We start from the raw sequence: 15,736 nt of genomic DNA, 5'->3' as shown, positions 1-15,736 counted from the left end.
CACCACGCGCGCGCAGCCACCGACAAGGGTCCGTCGATGAGGAAACTCTCAGCAAACGGCCGCGCGGCCTCAGCCGCGGGCCATCGCCACCGCCGCCGCCACGATCTCCGGATCGGTGACCTCGTGACCGGCGGTCCCTCCGCCGGGCCCCGCGGGCGCGTCGATCCCGGTCAGGCGGCGCGCCGACAGGTGCACGGCGCGTGCGCCGGCGAAGGCGAGGTGGGGGATGTCGGCGGGCGTCACGCCTCCGCCGGCGGTGACCTCGAGAGCATCGCCGGCCAGGCGCGCGTACGCCTGGATCCGTTCGATGCCCGCGATGCTGCGCACGGCGCCGCCGGAGGTCAGCACCCGGTCCGTCCCCTCGGCCAGCAGGGCCTCGAAGACCTCTCCGCTGCGCGGCGAGGCATCGATCGCCCGGTGGAACACGAGCGCGGCGTCGCCGGCGGCATCCCGCCATCGGCGCAGCGCCTCGCGGTCGGGTCCGCCCTGCCCGTCCAGGGCGCCGACGACGACGCCCCCGACACCGCGGGCGACGCACGCGCGGATGTCGGCCGCGACCAGCGCGACCTCCGCGTCGTCGTACACGAAGCCGCCGCCCCGCGGGCGAACCAGAACGTTGACCTTCTCGGCGCCGATCGCCGCGCACACCGCGTCGATCGTCCCGACCGACGGGGTGAGCCCGCCGACCACGAGGGCCTGGCACAGCTCGACCCGATCGGCGCCGGCGTCGATCGCCGTGCGGGCGCCCACGGCGTCCTGCACGGCGATCTCGACGATCGGCGCACTCACGGCGTCACGCGCAGCGCGACCGCGGCGTCGGCACGGAGCGCATCGGGGATGACCGCGTGCACGCGGCCGTCGTCATGCTGCTCGAGCACCGCCTCGACGCCGTCGGCCCAACGGGCACGGCGCCCGGCGAGCTCGCCCGGCAGCTCCAGCGCACCGACGGCCGGGTCCAGCGCGATGACGTTGACCGCGTCGCCGGAGGTCGTGTACGCACGAGGCGCTCCGGTCTCCTCGAAGGCGCGCACCCAGGGGCGGGTGCCGTAGATCGCCTCGCCGTCACGGCGCAGCCACGCGCCCAGCTCGCGCATGGCACGCTCCTGCAGCTCGGGGATCGACCCGTCGGCGCGCGGCCCCACGTTGATGAGCAGGTTGCCGTTCTTGCTGACGACGTCCGCGAGCAGGCGGATGAGCTCGGCGCCCGACAGCGAGTGGCTCGCGTCCTCGGCCTGGTTGTAGCCGAACGAGTAGCCGAGCCCCCGCGTGGACTCCCACGGCTGCTCGACGATGTCGGCCACGTGCGTGTACTCGCGCGTGAGGAAGCCGTGTCGCGGCACGCCCCAGCGGTCGTTGACGGCGCCGTCGGGCACCGTCGCCAGGTAGCGACGCAGCAGCGCCGCGACCGCGTAGTCGTCGGAGCCCTTGCCGCCGTCGGGCCACTCGATGTCGTTCCACAGCAGATCGGGGTGGAACCGCTCGACGAGCTCGTCCAGCTGCGCGGCGGCGTAGCGGGAGAACCACTCGTCGGCGCGCCGGAACCGGAACAGGTCGGTGTCGGACTCGATCGGCGGGAAGTCGCTGACGTGCCAGTCCAGCGCGCCCGAGAAGTACACGCCGAATCGGGTGCCGGCGCGGCGGGTCGCCTCGTGCAGTTCGGCGATGAGGTCTCGCCCCGGTCCCCGTCGCGCCGCGTTGAACGTCGTGGTGGCGGTGTCCCACAGGCAGAAGCCGTCGTGGTGCTTGGTCGTCGGGACGACATACCGGGCACCCGCATCCACCAGCGAGGCCACGAACGCATCGGCGTCGAAACCGCCGGTGTCCCACCGGTCCGCGAGGTCCTCGTAGCTGGTTCCCGTGCCGTACAGCTCCTGATGGCGCCGCCACGTCGGGCTGCCGGCGATGCGCACCGTGTTGGCGTACCACTCGGCGTACTGGTGATGGGCGTAGGCGTCCTCGGTGGGCACGCCTCCCGGCGGGTGGGCGGGCGCCCACGCCGGCAGGGAGTAGAGCCCCCAGTGGACGAAGAAGCCCAGCTTGGCGTCGCGGTACCACTCCGGGACGGTGGCGTCGGGGTACTGCGGAGCGGCGTCGCCGAGATCGGGGCCGGTGCGGGTCTCGAAGTTCACGCGCGGGCCTCCGTGCCGTGGCGTCGGGCGACGAGCGCCGCGAGGTCGGGCTCGTCGTCGGTGGTGATGAAGGGGTAGGTCCCCGGCCGCAGGCGCGAGTGCCCGAGGCGCAGCAGATCCTGGTCGACGCCGCCGGGCGTGAGCGCGAGCGTCCAGCCCGCGGCGAGATCGTAGAGCTCGGGCTCGAGGTAGCCGATCTTGACGATGACGATGTCGGCGGCCTCCGGGTCCAGGCCCAGCATGCGGAAGTCGTCGAGGTGGTGGAAGGGCTTGCGTCGCGCGGTCACGATCGCGTGCACCGCACCGGCGCGCACCACGACCTGCGTCCCGGCGACCGGGTCGCCCTCGGTGACCGAGAACACCTCGCCGGTGAGCTCGACGGGGCCGCGAGGGCCGGCATCCACTCGTCCGCCGACCTGCAGGGTCACCGTCGCACCGACGCCCGCCGACTGCGCGGTGCGCACGGCCTCCGGATCGAACACGGATGCCACGAGCACCGTCCGCGCCGGATCGGCGAGGTCGGCGCGCTCGAGCAGGCGTCCGAGGGTCCACGAGACGTCTCCGGCGCCACCGGCGGTCGGGTTGTCGCCCGAATCCGAGATGACGTACGGACGGGGCGCGCCGTCGGCGAGGGCCTTGTCGAGCGCGCTGTCGAGGCTCGCCGTCGGACCCACGAACGCGAAGTCGTCGCGCGCGTCCCAGTACCGGCGTCCGAGACGCTCGGCCTCGCGCGCGATCACAGCCCGGTCGTCCCCGGTCACGATCACCGTGGCGTGGCAGCGGGGCTCGTCCGCCCACGCGTACCCGACCCACACGGCGGCGTCCACGACGCCGTCGAGGTCTTCGATGTCGGGGATCGTCGCGTACAGACCGCGAGCGGGCTCCAGGCGCGTGCTGGTCTTCTCGCCGGGCAGCAGCACCGGGACACGCACCCAGGCCTTGTACGGGCGTCGCGCGTCGGGATCCGCGCCGGCGTCCCCGCGCAGCCGCTCGAGCAGGTTGTGCACCGCGCGCTGCTTGGTGTTCATCCAGTCCTCATGCGGGGCCATGCGGTAGCACGTGATGAGGTCGACAGCGTCGAACAGCTCGTCCGACACGTTGCCGTGGAGGTCCATCGACGTCGACACCAGCGTGTCGGGTCCGAGCGCCTCGCGCACCGCGGTCGCGAGGTCGCCCTCGGCATCGTCCATGCCGACCACGCTCATGGCCCCGTGGATGTCGAAGAAGAACGCGTCGAACGGTCCCTCCGCCCGGATGCCGTCGACGATCGCCTGCTTCATGCGCCGGTACGTCTGCGGGTCGACCGCGCCGCCGGGCAGCGACCGCCCGTGGGTCAGCGGCACCCACTCCGCGGCATCCCGCAGTTCCTCACCCTCGGCGAGGAACGGGTAGTACGCGAGCAGCTCATCGCCGGTGCGGATCGTGAACGCCTCGTCGCCCGAGATGTGCGGCGAGAACGTGCTGGACTCGATCGAGATGCCGCCGATGCCGATGCGCGGTCGGGCGAGCCCGCCCGGGCGCAGCGGGCTCAGCGGGCCCTTCCAGATCTCGTGGTGGTCAGGACGCGACGTCACGGAGGAGCTCACCTTCTGCGAACGGGGCTGAGGAGGGGGAAGGATCGGATGCCGCGACCAGCGCCGCGGCGCCCAGCACGACGGCATCCGCGCGCAGCGTGCCCGGCACGATCCGCAGCGGAGCGCCCGACACGGGCGGGTCGGTGATCAGGGTGGCCTCGACGGCCGGCGCGAGCAGGTCCCACGCGGACGCGACGCCGCCGCCGACGACCGCGAGCGACACGTCGACCAGTGTCGCAGCCGACACGCACGCGAGCGCCACCGCACGGCCCGCTTCGGCGAACACCTCGATCGCCACCGGGTCTCCGGCGCGCGCGCGATCGGCGACCGCTCGGGCCGACGACACCGCCTCCCCCGTGGCTGCGCCGTAGCGGCGCGCGATGGACGTGCCCGACGACATGGTCTCGAGGTGGCCGATGCGCCCGCACGTGCAGAGCAGGTCGCCGTAGCCGGGCGTGTGGCCGATCTCGCCGGCCGCGCCGTACGGGCCGTGGCGGAGTTTTCCGTCCAGGACCAGCGCACCGCCGACCCCGGTGCCGAGCATGACGCCGAGCACGTCGGTGCCGCGCCCCGAACCCCAGGCGGCCTCGCCGAGGAGGAATGCGTTGACGTCGTTCTCGACGCGCACCTCGACCTCCAGCCGGTCGCCCAGGCGCTCGCCCAGCGGGAAGCCCGCCCAGTCGACGAACATGTCCGATGCCGCACGGATCGTGCCGGTGCGGGGGTCCACGACACCCGCTGCCCCGACGCCGACCGCGTCGGGGCGCACGCCGGCGCCGTCGGCGAGCTCCTCGACCAGGAGCGCCGCGGTCTCGGCCATCGCCGGGCCGCCGGTGCGCGCCGGCGTGTCGCGCGTGGCCCGGGCGAGCACCGTCCCGTCGGCCGCGACGAGCGCGCCGGCGGTCTTCGTGCCCCCGATGTCGATGCCTGCCACGACACCGGGGGATGCTGCGGACCCGCTCATCGGCCGCCCAGCCCGGCCATCGCGATGCCCTTCACCAGGTGCTTCTGAAGGACGATCACGAGGATCGTGGTGGGGATCATCGAGATGATCGCCGCGGCCATCTGGAGGTCCCAACGGGTGCCGGTGAGCCCCGAGAAGCTCGCGAGGCCGACGGGGAGCGTGCCCAGCGTGGCGTAGTCGACCGTGACGATCAGCGGCCAGAGGTAGCTGTTCCAGAACGACAGGAAGGTGAACACCGCGAGCACGGCGACCGCCGACTTCGAAAGCGGGAGGATGATCTTCAGGAACGTCCGCACCGGACCCGCCCCGTCCACGCGGGCGGCCTCTTCGAGCTCGAACGGGATGCCGCGGAAGAACTGCCGCATGAGGAACGTGCCGAACGCGGTGAACGCGAACGGGAAGATCAGCGCCTGGTAGGTGTTCACCCAGCCGAACCACTGCATCACCTGGAACATCGGGATCACCAGCACCTCGGCCGGAACCATCAGGGTCGCCAGGAACAGCACGAACACGGCGTCGCGGCCCTTCCACCGCAGACGTCCGAACGCGTAGCCGGCCGTCGTGGACACGATCAGCACGACCAGCGTGCCGGCCACCGCCACGAACAGCGAGTTGCCGATGTAGGTGAGGAACGGACCGTATGCGAAGACGTCGGCGAAGTTGCTCCACTTCACCTGCGAGCCCACCAGCGTGGGCGGCATGGAGAAGATCTCCTCGTTGGGCTTGAGCGCCGAGAAGAACGCGTAGACCAGCGGCGCGACGAAGATCAGCGCGGCGAGATAGATGAAGACGTGGGCGATCACGAGGCGCACGCGCTCGCCCGCCGTGCGGGTGACGGCCCTGCGGCGGCCGGACTGCTCGACGACGAACTCGTCGTCGGAGGTCATGAGGAGGGACTCCTCGACCTTGGTCTCGATGTCGGTGTCAGTGCTCATAGTGCACCCACTTCTTCTGGGCGGTGAACTGCAGACCGGTGATCACGATGATGATCGCGAACAGGATCCACGCGGCGGCCGCCGCGAGTCCGAGGTCGCCGAAGGTGAAGCCCTGCTCCCAGATGAACATCACGAGCGGCTTGGTCGCGTTGCCGGGACCGCCGCCGGTGAGCAGCTGCGGCTGGGCGAACACCTGCAGCGCGGTGATCATCGTCATGATCGTGGCGAAGAAGATCGACGGCGAGATCATCGGGATCATGACGCTCCAGATGAGCCGGAAGCCCTTGGCGCCGTCGATGCTCGCCGCTTCGAGCACACTCTCGGGGAGCTGCTCCAGTGCGGCCGAGAAGATCAGCATGTTGTAGCCGAGGCCCTGCCACACGCTCATCGCGACGACCATGATCATCGCCCAGGTCGGATCGGCCAGGAAGTTCGGGAGCGTGACTCCGAACCAGCTCTGCGCGAGCCCGTTGAACAGACCCTGCGGCTGCAGCATCATCTTCCACACCAGGACGTTGGCCACCATGGGCACGACGACCGGGATGAAGAACAGGACGCGGAGGGCGCCGCGGCCGCGGATGCGCGGCCCGAGCCCGATGGCGAGCACGAGCGAGAGCGCGATGCTGAACGGCACGTACAGCAGGGTGAACACCGCGGAGTTGCGCAGCGCCGGCCAGAAGTCGGGGCTGTCGGTGAACAGTGTCACGTAGTTGTCGGCACCGGTGAAGGCGCGCTCGCCGAACGTCGGCCAGTCGAAGACGCTCATCACGATCGAGAGCCCTACGGGCACGATCGTGAACAGGGCGAGCCCCACCAGGGCCGGGCTTGCGAAGCCCAGCGCCTGGCGGGCCTCGGCCCTGGCGAGCGACCCGCGACGTTTCGTCGTGGTCGTCATTGCTCTGCTCTCTTGCTCACTTGCGAGGGTTCGTCGCCGAACCCGGTCACTTGCCGAACTGCGCCTGCGCGGTCTCCAGCAGCTCGGACATCTCCATCTGGCCGTTGTAGACGCTGACGAGGTTGGGCTGGATGTAGCTGTCGAGCTTCTCCCAGTTCTTCGTCATGTACAGCGGCACCGTGGTGGCGAAGGCCGACTCGAAGACGGTCTTGACCTGCTCGCGGTACTGCTCGTCGATCGAGTCGAAGTACAGCGGCTGCGACTCGGTGCGCGCGGGGTACGAGCGGCCGGACGAGGCGATGTAGTCCTGCGCGTCCTTGCCGAGGAGCGAGCCCATGACCTTCAGAGCCGCCTCGGGGTTGTCGCAGGTCTTCGAGATGCCGTAGCCCGAGCCGAGGATGGGACCGGAGTTGCCGTGGTCGCCCGTGGGCAGCGGGGCCATGCCCGCAGCGAAGCCCGACTCGTTGTTGAGGTAGCTCACCGCGTTCCAGGTGCCGTCGACCGCCATCGCGGCGTTGCCGCCGGTGTACTGGTTCTCGCCCCAGCCGGTGTCGGAGGCCGATGCGACCGGTGCCGCGACGCCCAGGTCGGTGACCAGGCCCGAGTACCAGGAGGCCGCGTCGACGAAGTCCTTGTCGTCGATGTGGAGCGTGCCGTCCTCGGACGCGGGCTGCTTGCCCGACAGCGCGATCGGCATCGACATCCACTGGTAGCCGCCCATGCCCATGCCGAAGCCGTACTTGCCGTCGGCGGTGGCCGACTTCGCGATGTTCTCGAAGTCGTCGAACGTCCAGTCGATCTCGGGCGTGGCCGCGCCGGTCGCGGTCAGCATGTCCTGGTTGTAGTAGACGAGCATCGTGGCGACATCGAAGGGAACGCCGTACAGGCCGCCCTCGAAGCTGAGGATGCCCTCGGCGCCGGGGTTGAAGTCGGCGAGGTCGATGCCTGCCGTCTTGAGGTCGTCGTCCGAGAGCTCGCGGAAGCCGCCGGTGAAGCCGCCGAGCTGCGCACCGCTCATGCCCGTGACGCACGCCATGTTGCCGCTGGCCATGTTGGTGGTGAGCTTGGTGAAGAAGTCGTTCCACGGCGCCGTCTGGAGCTTGACGACGACATCCGGGTTCTCCGCCTGGGCGATCGCGACCTGCTTCTCGAGCGCCGCCGTGTCGTCCTCGCTGCCTGCCCACATGTCCACGACGATCGTGGGCTTGCCGTCCGCGGACTGGTCTCCGCCCGAACCGCTCGCGCACCCCGTCAGGACCACCGCGACGCCGGTGGCCGCGGCCACCGCGCCTACGCGCAACTTCTTCATCGAATGCCTCCTATGGCAGCCAGTTCAGTGCAGGTTATTTCGTTAGTCGAACTAACCTTGTACTCTTGTGTCGCAAGTCACCCTCGCAGGTTTCGATCGGTGACGCAACCCGAACATCGGATGTTTATCGACGTGTGATACTTCGTCACAACTCGGAAACACGGCTTGCCCACACCCCGCGAGAGGGAACATGACCCCCGACACCGACCGCTCCGCCGGCGACGACGACCTGTCCCGGCGGATCATCGATCTGATCTCGCGCGGCGAGGCGCGCTCGCGCAGCGAGCTCGCCGCCGCACTCGGGCTGGCGCCGTCCACCGTGAGCCTGCGGGTGCAATCCCTGATCGAAGCCGGATTCGTCGACGAGCGCGGCGACGGCACCTCACGGGGTGGACGCCGGCCGAGGCTCCTCGGCATCGACGAGGCATCCGGCGTCGTGCTGACCGTCGATCTCGGCGGCGGCCACGCGCGCATCGGCGCGCACTCGCTGAGCGGGGCGCTGCGCGAGACCCGGTCGATCCCCGTTGTGCTCGCCGATGGACCCGAGTCCACGCTCGACGCCGTCTGCAGCGTCTTCGACGAGTTCGCCCGCGACACCGCGATCCGTGCGATCGGCATCAGCCTGCCCGGCCCGGTCGACATCGCGACGGGAACCGTCACGCAGCCCTCGCGCATGCCGGGATGGCCGGGCTTCCGCGTCGCCGACCACGTGCGTCGCCGCTACGGTGTGCCGGTCGCAGTCGACAACGACGCCAACCTCGCCGCGCTGGGAGAGCACCGGGCGCAGTTCGGGGCCGCCGGCCACAGCATCACCGTCAAGGCCGGCACGGCCATCGGCAGCGGCATCATCGTCGACGGTCACATCCATCGCGGCGCCACCGGGGCGGCGGGCGACATCACCCACACCCGCATCGACGGCAGTGGCGACATCCCCTGCTCCTGCGGCAACACCGGCTGCCTCGAGACCGTAGCCAGTGGCGCCAGCCTCGTGCGCCAGATGCGCGAACGCGGACGGACGGATGTCGAGACCACCGCGGACGTGCTCGCCCTCGCCCGCGACGCCGAACCCGAGGCGACCACCATCGTCCGCACCGCCGGCACCCACCTCGGGCAGGCGCTGTCGGGCGTGGTCAACTTCTTCAACCCGCACGCGGTGTTCCTGACGGGCAGCATGAGCGCGTCGGAGCCGTTCATCGCGGCCGTCCGCAGCCGCGTCTACGAGGCGTGCCATCCGCTGGCGACGCAGCAGCTGCGGATCGAAGCCGCGCAGACGCGCGCGGACGCGATCCTGCACGGTGCGGCGCGGTGGGCGCTCGACAACATCGAGCTGCCCACCGCGTGAGGACGCTCAGTCCTCGTCGAGCGTGAGCTCGATGACGGGCACCAGGACGTCCGGCCGCGTCACGGGCAGGTGCACGGTGAGCGTGCCCGCCGTCTCCCCCGCCGGCGTCATCAGGCCGGCCTGCTGCGTGGGATCGGTGACCGACGTGCGCAGCCACGACCCGTCGTGCAGGAACCGCGCGTACGAGACCTTTCCGGCGAGGCCGGGAAGGTGCGCGAAGCCCAGCGGCCACGACAGCAGGTGCAGGTACAGCCGGTTCCCGCGGCGCGTGTAGACGCCCTCGCGCGGCGGCTCGAAGGGCGCGTGTCCGGCGCCGACGATCGCGCGGCGGTGCAGCCGCATCCACTCGCCGATCTCACCCAGCGTGCGGGCGTCGCGCGGGGCGATGGCGCCGCGGCCGTCGGGCCCGATGTTCAGCAGCATGTTGCCGTCCATCGACACCGAGTCGGCGAGCATCTGCACGAGGAGGGTCGGCGACTTCTGCTCGGTGTTGTCGCGGTGGTACCCCCACGAGCCGTTCATCGTCTGGCACGCCTCCCAGACCTGCGGCACGCCGTCGACGACGATCGGCGACGTCGGCTGGTACTGCTCGGGCGTCACGAAGTCCCCGGGGATGCCGAGGCGGTCGTTGACGAGCATGTTCGGCTGCAGCTCACGGCACAGGGCCAGCAGGCGCTCGGCGTCCCAGTCGTCCGGCCCCTTGCCTTCGAGTCCGTCGTCGACGCTGTCGGGATAGGTGAAGTCGAAGAAGAGGTAGTCGATCTGCCCGTAGTCGGTGAGCAGCTCCCGCACCTGGGCGTGGAGGAACTCGCGGTAGCGCGCCATGTCGCGCCCCTCGTTCAGCGCGGTGACGTCGTCCCCGCGTCGCGGATGGTTCACATCGACGGTGAAGTCAGGGTGGTGCCAGTCGATGAGCGAGTGGTAGAGCCCGACGCGCAGCCCTTCCTCGCGCAGGGCATCGACGTATTCGCGCACCAGGTCGCGCCCGCACGCCTGCACGGAGCTGAAGTCGCTGACCGCGGTGTTCCACAGCGCGAACCCGTCGTGGTGCTTGGTGGTGAGCACGACGTAGCCCATGCCGGTGCCCTTCGCGCGACGCGCCAGCGCGCGTGCGTCGAACAGGTCAGGGTCGAAGTGCTCGAAGTACTGGCGGTAGTCCTCGTCGGTCAGCCGCTCGTAGTTCTGCACCCATTCGTGCCGGGCCGCCGCGCTGTATAGACCGAAGTGCACGAACATCCCGAATCGCGCCTCGTCGAACCACTGCTGTCGCATTCTCGCTCCACTCGCCTCTCACGTGTGCTGTCGGTCCATCCTGGCACAGACATCGGATGTCTCCGCCCTGCGAGGGGCCCGAACACACCGAAGGCCCGGTCCCCGCGAACGGGAGCCGGGCCTTCGAGGAGAGGATCAGCGTGCGGCCGAGCCCTCCACGTAGTCCTCGTCCTGCTGCTTCCAGGCGAAGAGCGAACGCAGGTCCTTGCCGACCGACTCGATCGGGTGAGCAGCGGCCTTCTCGCGCAGCTCGAGGAACTCGACGGCGCCGTTGTCCTGGTCGTCGATGAAGCGCTTCGCGAACGCACCCGACTGGATGTCGGCGAGCACCGCCTGCATGTTCTCCTTGACGTGCGGGTCGATGACGCGCGGGCCCGAGACGTAGTCGCCGTACTCGGCCGTGTCGGAGACCGACCAGCGCTGCTTGGCGATGCCACCCTCCCACATGAGGTCGACGATGAGCTTTAGCTCGTGCAGCACCTCGAAGTAGGCGATCTGCGGCTGGTAGCCCGCCTCGGTCAGCGTCTCGAAGCCGTACTGGACGAGCTGCGACACACCACCGCAGAGGACCGCCTGCTCACCGAACAGGTCGGTCTCGGTCTCCTCGGTGAAGGTGGTCTTGATGACGCCGGCACGCGTGCCGCCGATCGCCTTCGCGTACGAGAGCGCGGTCGCCCACGCGGTGCCCGAGGCATCCCGCTCGACGGCGATGATGTCGGGGATGCCGCGGCCCGCGACGTACTCGCGACGCACCGTGTGGCCCGGCGCCTTCGGGGCGACCAGGATCACGTCGACGCCCTCGGGAGCCTCGATGTAGCCGAAGCGGATGTTGAAGCCGTGTGCGAACGCGAGCGTCTTGCCGGGCGTCAGCTTGTCCTTGATGCTGTCGTTGTAGATCGAGCGCTGGTGCTGGTCGGGCGCGAGGATCATGATGAGGTCGGCCCACTCGGCCGCGTCGGCGACCGACTTGACCTCGAAGCCCTCGTCCTGCGCCTTCTCGATCGACTTCGAGCCGTCCTTGAGCGCGATGACGACCTGGACACCCGAGTCGCGAAGGTTCTGTGCGTGCGCGTGGCCCTGCGAGCCGTAGCCCACGATCGCCACCTTCTTGCCCTGGACGATGCTCAGGTCGGCATCGGCGTCGTAGAAGATCTCAGCCATCTTCGTGTTTCTCCTTGATTGATTTCGGTCGTTGAGCGAGCGAAGCGAGACGAGACGCTCGTAGGGGATGTCAGCCGCGCAGCACGCGTTCGGTGATGCTCTTGCCGCCGCGGCCGATGGCGACCAGGCCCGACTGGGCCAGCTCCTTGATGCCGAAGGGTTCGAGCGCCCGCAGGAAGGCCTCGACCTTGCCCTTGTCGCCGGTCACCTCGACCACAAGCGCGTCGGGGGCGTAGTCGACGATCTGCGCGCGGAAGAGGTTCACGACCTCGAGCACGTTCGACCGCGTGGAGTTGTCGGCGCGCACCTTGATCAGCATGTGCTCGCGCTGCACCGACGCCACCGGCTCGAGCTCGACGATCTTGATGACGTTGATGAGCTTGTTCAGCTGCTTGGTGACCTGCTCCAGCGGCAGTTCGTCGACGTCGACCACCACGGTGATGCGCGAGAGGCCGGGGACCTCGGTCACGCCTACCGCGAGGGACTCGATGTTGAACCCGCGGCGGGCGAACAGTCCCGCGACACGGGTCAGCAGACCGGGCTTGTCCTCGACGAGGAGGCTCAGCACGTGACTCGACATGTTCAGTCCTCCTGCTCGTCGAAGGCGGGCGAGTGGTCGCGCGCGTACTGCACGTAGCTGTTGCTGACGCCCTGCGGCACCATCGGCCACACCATCGCGTCCGCGCTCACGACGAAGTCGATGACCACGGGGCGGTCGTTCGTCTCCAGCGCCTGCTGGATGGCGGCATCCACGTCCTCCTCCTTCTCGACGCGCAGCGCGAGGCAGCCGTAGGCCTCCGCCAGCTTCACGAAGTCGGGGATGCGGACGGTGCCGTGACCGGTGTTGAGGTCGGTGTTGGAGTGGCGGCCGTCGTAGAACAGCGTCTGCCACTGGCGCACCATGCCCAGCGACGAGTTGTTGATGATCGCGACCTTGATCGGGATGTTGTTGATGGCGCAGGTCGCGAGCTCCTGATTGGTCATCTGGAAGCAGCCGTCGCCGTCGATCGCCCACACCACGCGCTCGGGCTCGGCCACCTTGGCGCCCATCGCGGCGGGGACCGAGTAGCCCATCGTGCCCGCGCCGCCCGAGTTGAGCCAGGCGTTGGGACGCTCGTACTTGATGAACTGCGCCGCCCACATCTGGTGCTGGCCGACACCCGCGGCGTAGACGCCCTCGGGGCCGGTGAGCTCGCCGATGCGCTGGATCACATACTGCGGAGCCATGTGGCCGTCGGTCGGCTGCGTGTAGCCGAGCGGGAACTCGTCGCGCAGGCCGTCGAGGAACGACCACCACTCGGCGATGTCGAGCGCGCCGCCCGGGTGGATGCCCCGGAACGCGACGTCGAGGTCGACGAGCACGTCCTTGAGGTCGCCCACGATCGGCACGTCGGCGGTGCGGATCTTCGAGATCTCGGCGGGGTCGATGTCTACGTGCACGACCTTCGCGTTCGGAGCGAACAGCGCGGCCTTGCCGGTGACGCGGTCGTCGAACCGCGCGCCGAGCGCCACGATCAGGTCGGAATCCTGCAGCGCGAGGACCGCGGGCACGGTGCCGTGCATGCCGGGCATGCCGAGATGCTGCGCGTGCGAGTCCGGGAACGCGCCGCGCGCCATCAGCGTGGTGACGACGGGAGCCCCGGTCGACTCCGCGAGGGCACGCAGCTCGTCCGACGCCTGGGCGCGGATGACGCCGCCGCCGACGTACAGGACCGGCTTCTTGGCGTCGGCGATGAGCTGTGCGGCCGCGTTGATCTGCTTGCCGTGGGCCTTCGTCACCGGCCGGTAGCCGGGCAGGTCGATCTTCGGCGGCCACACGAACGGCGCCTCGGCCTGCTGGGCGTCCTTGGTGATGTCCACCAGCACGGGTCCGGGGCGGCCCGTCGAGGCGATCTCGAAGGCGGCAGCGATCGCACCGGGGATGTCCTCGGCGCGCTTCACCAGGAACGAGTGCTTGGTGATCGGCATCGTGATGCCGACGATGTCGGCCTCCTGGAAGGCATCCGTCCCCATCAGGGTCGAGAAGACCTGGCCGGTGATGCAGACGATCGGCACCGAGTCCATGTAGGCGTCGGCGATCGCGGTGACGAGGTTGGTCGCCCCCGGTCCGGAGGTCGCGATGGCGACGCCCACGCGACCGGATGCCGCGGCATAGCCCTCAGCGGCATGGCCGGCGCCCTGCTCGTGACGGACGAGGATGTGGCGCACGGACTCGTCGTCCATGAGCGGGTCGTAGACGGGCATGATCGCGCCGCCGGGAAGCCCGAAGACGTCGGTCACCCCCAGCAGATCGAGAGAACGGACGACCGCTTCCGCGCCCGTGAGCACGGGCGTCGAGGCGGTGCGGGCTGGCGGCCGGGGAACGGCCGCGGCGGTGTCGGCTGACATGGTGGGATTCCTCTGAAATCGGTCGGAGGGGATGTCGGAAGCCAGGCTCAACCGGTGGTCGCGCCCTCCGCAGCGGAGCGCACGAGTCGGGAGTACTTGGCAAGGACGCCACGGGTATAGCGCGGGGGAAGCGGCTCCCAGCCAGAGCGGCGGGAGTCAAGCTCAGCCTCGTCGACGAGTAGGTCGAGAGTGCGAGCCGCGATATCGACCCGTATCAGATCACCATCGCGCACGAAGGCGATGGGACCTGCGTCCACCGCTTCGGGTGCTATGTGGCCGATGCACAGGCCGGTTGTGCCGCCTGAGAATCGTCCGTCCGTCAAGAGTAGTACATCTTTTCCGAGCCCCGCGCCCTTGATGGCGGCGGTGATGGCGAGCATCTCGCGCATGCCCGGACCGCCTTTGGGGCCTTCGTAGCGGATGACCACGACGTCCCCGGCCTGGATCTCGCCGGCCTCCAGCGCGTCCATCGCGGCGCGCTCGCGCTCGAACACGCGCGCGGGGCCCTCGAACACCGACGCGTCGAAGCCGGCCGTCTTCACGACCGCCCCCTCGGGCGCCAGCGAGCCGTGGAGGATCGTGAGGCCGCCGGTGGCGTGGATCGGGTTGTCGAAGGTGTGGATGACGGTGCCGTCGACCGGGTCCGGGTCGAGGTCGCGGAGGTTCTCGGCGAGCGTCTTGCCGGTGACGGTGAGGGCGTCGCCGTGCAGCAGCCCCTCGTCGAGCATCGCCTTCATGATGACCGGGATCCCGCCGTGGCGGTCGACGTCGTTCATGACGTACTTCCCGAACGGCTTCATGTCGGCCACGTGCGGGACCTTGTCGCCGATGCGGTTGAAGTCGTGCAGGCTCAGCTCGACGTCGGCCTCGCGCGCGATGGCGAGGAGGTGCAGCACGACGTTGGTCGAGCCGCCGAGCGCCATCGCCAGGGCGATCGCGTTCTCGAACGCCTCCTTGGTGAGGATGTCGCGCGTGGTGATCCCCTGACGCAGCAGGTTGACGACCGCCTCGCCGGAGCGGTGGGCGAAGTAGTCGCGGCGGCGGTCGGCCGAAGGCGGCGCGGCCGAGCCCGGGAGGCTGAGCCCCAGTGCCTCGGCGACGGAGGCCATCGTGTTGGCGGTGTACATGCCGCCGCACGCGCCCTCGCCCGGGGCGATGGCGCACTCGATGCGCTTGAGGTCGGCCTCGCTCATCTTTCCCGCCAGGCACGCGCCCACGGCCTCGAACGAGTCGATGATCGTGACGTCCTTCTCGGTGCCGTCAGAGAGCTTGACCCAGCCCGGCGCGATCGAGCCGGCATAGAGGAAGACGCTCGAGAGGTCGAGGCGGGCCGAGGCCATCAGCATGCCGGGGATCGACTTGTCGCACCCGGCCAGCAGCACCGAGCCGTCGAGGCGCTCGGCCATGATGACGGTCTCTACGGAGTCGGCGATGACCTCGCGGGAGACGAGCGAGAAGTGCATGCCCTCGTGGCCCATCGAGATGCCGTCCGACACCGAGATCGTCCCGAACTGCAGCGGGTAGCCGCCGCCGGCGTGGACACCCTCCTTGGCGCCCTGCGCCAGACGGTCCAGGCTCAGGTTGCAGGGGGTGATCTCGTTCCAGCTCGACGCGATGCCGATCTGCGGCTTGTCCCAGTCCTCGTCGCCCATGCCGACGGCGCGGAGCATGCCGCGGGACGTGGTGGCTTCGATCCCGTCGGTGACGACGCGACTGCGAGGCTTGATGTCGATGGAGTTGTCGGGCTGGGCCATTGTCCGAGTCTAT

Annotated in this window: 13 protein-coding genes; 1 reads left to right on the top strand and 12 read right to left on the bottom strand. The window is 69.8% G+C overall.

Annotation, left to right across the window (positions count from 1 at the left end; translation table 11 throughout):
* Positions 1-69: 69 nt before the first annotated feature.
* Genes AC1DDU_RS14965 through AC1DDU_RS14935 form a run of 7 tightly spaced genes read right to left on the bottom strand, consistent with a single transcriptional unit; the run spans position 70 to position 7,806 of the window.
* On the bottom strand, positions 70-789 hold the full coding sequence (locus AC1DDU_RS14965) for a copper homeostasis protein CutC (protein WP_477435441.1): 720 nt from the start codon (positions 787-789) through the stop codon (positions 70-72).
* Positions 786-2,129, bottom strand: a complete 1,344-nt coding sequence (locus AC1DDU_RS14960; protein WP_477435439.1) for an alpha-L-fucosidase — start codon at positions 2,127-2,129, stop codon at positions 786-788. Before AC1DDU_RS14960 ends, AC1DDU_RS14965 begins: the two co-directional genes overlap by 4 nt.
* Positions 2,126-3,703, bottom strand: coding sequence for a M81 family metallopeptidase (locus AC1DDU_RS14955; protein WP_477435437.1), 1,578 nt, complete (start codon positions 3,701-3,703; stop codon positions 2,126-2,128). Before AC1DDU_RS14955 ends, AC1DDU_RS14960 begins: the two co-directional genes overlap by 4 nt.
* Complete coding sequence (locus AC1DDU_RS14950) at positions 3,687-4,667, bottom strand: ROK family protein (RefSeq protein ID WP_477435435.1); 981 nt, start codon at positions 4,665-4,667, stop codon at positions 3,687-3,689. Before AC1DDU_RS14950 ends, AC1DDU_RS14955 begins: the two co-directional genes overlap by 17 nt.
* Positions 4,664-5,602 carry a carbohydrate ABC transporter permease gene (locus AC1DDU_RS14945; protein WP_477435433.1) on the bottom strand — a complete coding sequence of 313 codons (939 nt, stop codon included), beginning with the start codon at positions 5,600-5,602 and terminating at the stop codon, positions 4,664-4,666. Before AC1DDU_RS14945 ends, AC1DDU_RS14950 begins: the two co-directional genes overlap by 4 nt.
* Positions 5,592-6,497, bottom strand: a complete 906-nt coding sequence (locus AC1DDU_RS14940) for a carbohydrate ABC transporter permease (RefSeq protein WP_477435431.1) — start codon at positions 6,495-6,497, stop codon at positions 5,592-5,594. The genes AC1DDU_RS14945 and AC1DDU_RS14940 overlap by 11 nt, the downstream gene beginning before the upstream one ends.
* A 46-nt stretch (positions 6,498-6,543) precedes the next feature.
* Positions 6,544-7,806 (bottom strand): ABC transporter substrate-binding protein, encoded by a 1,263-nt coding sequence (locus AC1DDU_RS14935; protein ID WP_477435429.1) that lies wholly within the window; start codon positions 7,804-7,806, stop codon positions 6,544-6,546.
* Between the two features lie 190 nt (positions 7,807-7,996).
* On the opposite strand from AC1DDU_RS14935, the gene AC1DDU_RS14930 reads away from it, so the two are divergent.
* Positions 7,997-9,148, top strand: coding sequence for an ROK family transcriptional regulator (locus AC1DDU_RS14930; protein ID WP_477435427.1), 1,152 nt, complete (start codon positions 7,997-7,999; stop codon positions 9,146-9,148).
* Positions 9,149-9,154: 6 nt separating this feature from the next.
* Here the strand turns inward: AC1DDU_RS14930 and AC1DDU_RS14925 are convergent, their stop codons facing one another.
* The 5 genes from AC1DDU_RS14925 to ilvD form a co-directional block, all read right to left on the bottom strand.
* A complete protein-coding gene (locus tag AC1DDU_RS14925) occupies positions 9,155-10,420 on the bottom strand; it encodes an alpha-L-fucosidase (protein ID WP_477435425.1) in 1,266 nt (421 codons plus the stop codon).
* A 135-nt stretch (positions 10,421-10,555) separates the two neighbouring features.
* Positions 10,556-11,650 carry a ketol-acid reductoisomerase gene (gene ilvC / locus AC1DDU_RS14920; protein ID WP_477436850.1) on the bottom strand — a complete coding sequence of 365 codons (1,095 nt, stop codon included), beginning with the start codon at positions 11,648-11,650 and terminating at the stop codon, positions 10,556-10,558.
* A 1-nt stretch (position 11,651) separates the two neighbouring features.
* Positions 11,652-12,161 (bottom strand): acetolactate synthase small subunit, encoded by a 510-nt coding sequence (gene ilvN / locus AC1DDU_RS14915; protein ID WP_477435423.1) that lies wholly within the window; start codon positions 12,159-12,161, stop codon positions 11,652-11,654.
* Positions 12,162-12,163: 2 nt separating this feature from the next.
* Positions 12,164-13,969 carry an acetolactate synthase large subunit gene (locus AC1DDU_RS14910; protein WP_477435421.1) on the bottom strand — a complete coding sequence of 602 codons (1,806 nt, stop codon included), beginning with the start codon at positions 13,967-13,969 and terminating at the stop codon, positions 12,164-12,166.
* Positions 13,970-14,016: 47 nt separating this feature from the next.
* Positions 14,017-15,723 carry a dihydroxy-acid dehydratase gene (gene ilvD, locus AC1DDU_RS14905; RefSeq protein WP_477435419.1) on the bottom strand — a complete coding sequence of 569 codons (1,707 nt, stop codon included), beginning with the start codon at positions 15,721-15,723 and terminating at the stop codon, positions 14,017-14,019.
* Positions 15,724-15,736: the final 13 nt, after the last annotated feature.

The sequence above is a fragment of the Microbacterium sp. 05T445 genome (assembly GCF_056395865.1).
The sequence above is the reverse complement of the archived record's forward strand: the minus strand, read 5'-3'. Positions and strand labels throughout refer to the sequence as shown.

Coding starts and splice junctions, on each gene's coding strand:
- AC1DDU_RS14910 (WP_477435421.1), bottom strand. CDS start 13,969: ATGTCAGCCGACACCGCCGCGGCCGTTCCCCGGCCGCCAGCCCGCACC.
- ilvN (WP_477435423.1), bottom strand. CDS start 12,161: ATGTCGAGTCACGTGCTGAGCCTCCTCGTCGAGGACAAGCCCGGTCTG.
- AC1DDU_RS14935 (WP_477435429.1), bottom strand. CDS start 7,806: ATGAAGAAGTTGCGCGTAGGCGCGGTGGCCGCGGCCACCGGCGTCGCG.
- ilvD (WP_477435419.1), bottom strand. CDS start 15,723: ATGGCCCAGCCCGACAACTCCATCGACATCAAGCCTCGCAGTCGCGTC.
- AC1DDU_RS14945 (WP_477435433.1), bottom strand. CDS start 5,602: ATGAGCACTGACACCGACATCGAGACCAAGGTCGAGGAGTCCCTCCTC.
- AC1DDU_RS14940 (WP_477435431.1), bottom strand. CDS start 6,497: ATGACGACCACGACGAAACGTCGCGGGTCGCTCGCCAGGGCCGAGGCC.
- AC1DDU_RS14925 (WP_477435425.1), bottom strand. CDS start 10,420: ATGCGACAGCAGTGGTTCGACGAGGCGCGATTCGGGATGTTCGTGCAC.
- AC1DDU_RS14930 (WP_477435427.1), top strand. CDS start 7,997: ATGACCCCCGACACCGACCGCTCCGCCGGCGACGACGACCTGTCCCGG.
- AC1DDU_RS14950 (WP_477435435.1), bottom strand. CDS start 4,667: ATGAGCGGGTCCGCAGCATCCCCCGGTGTCGTGGCAGGCATCGACATC.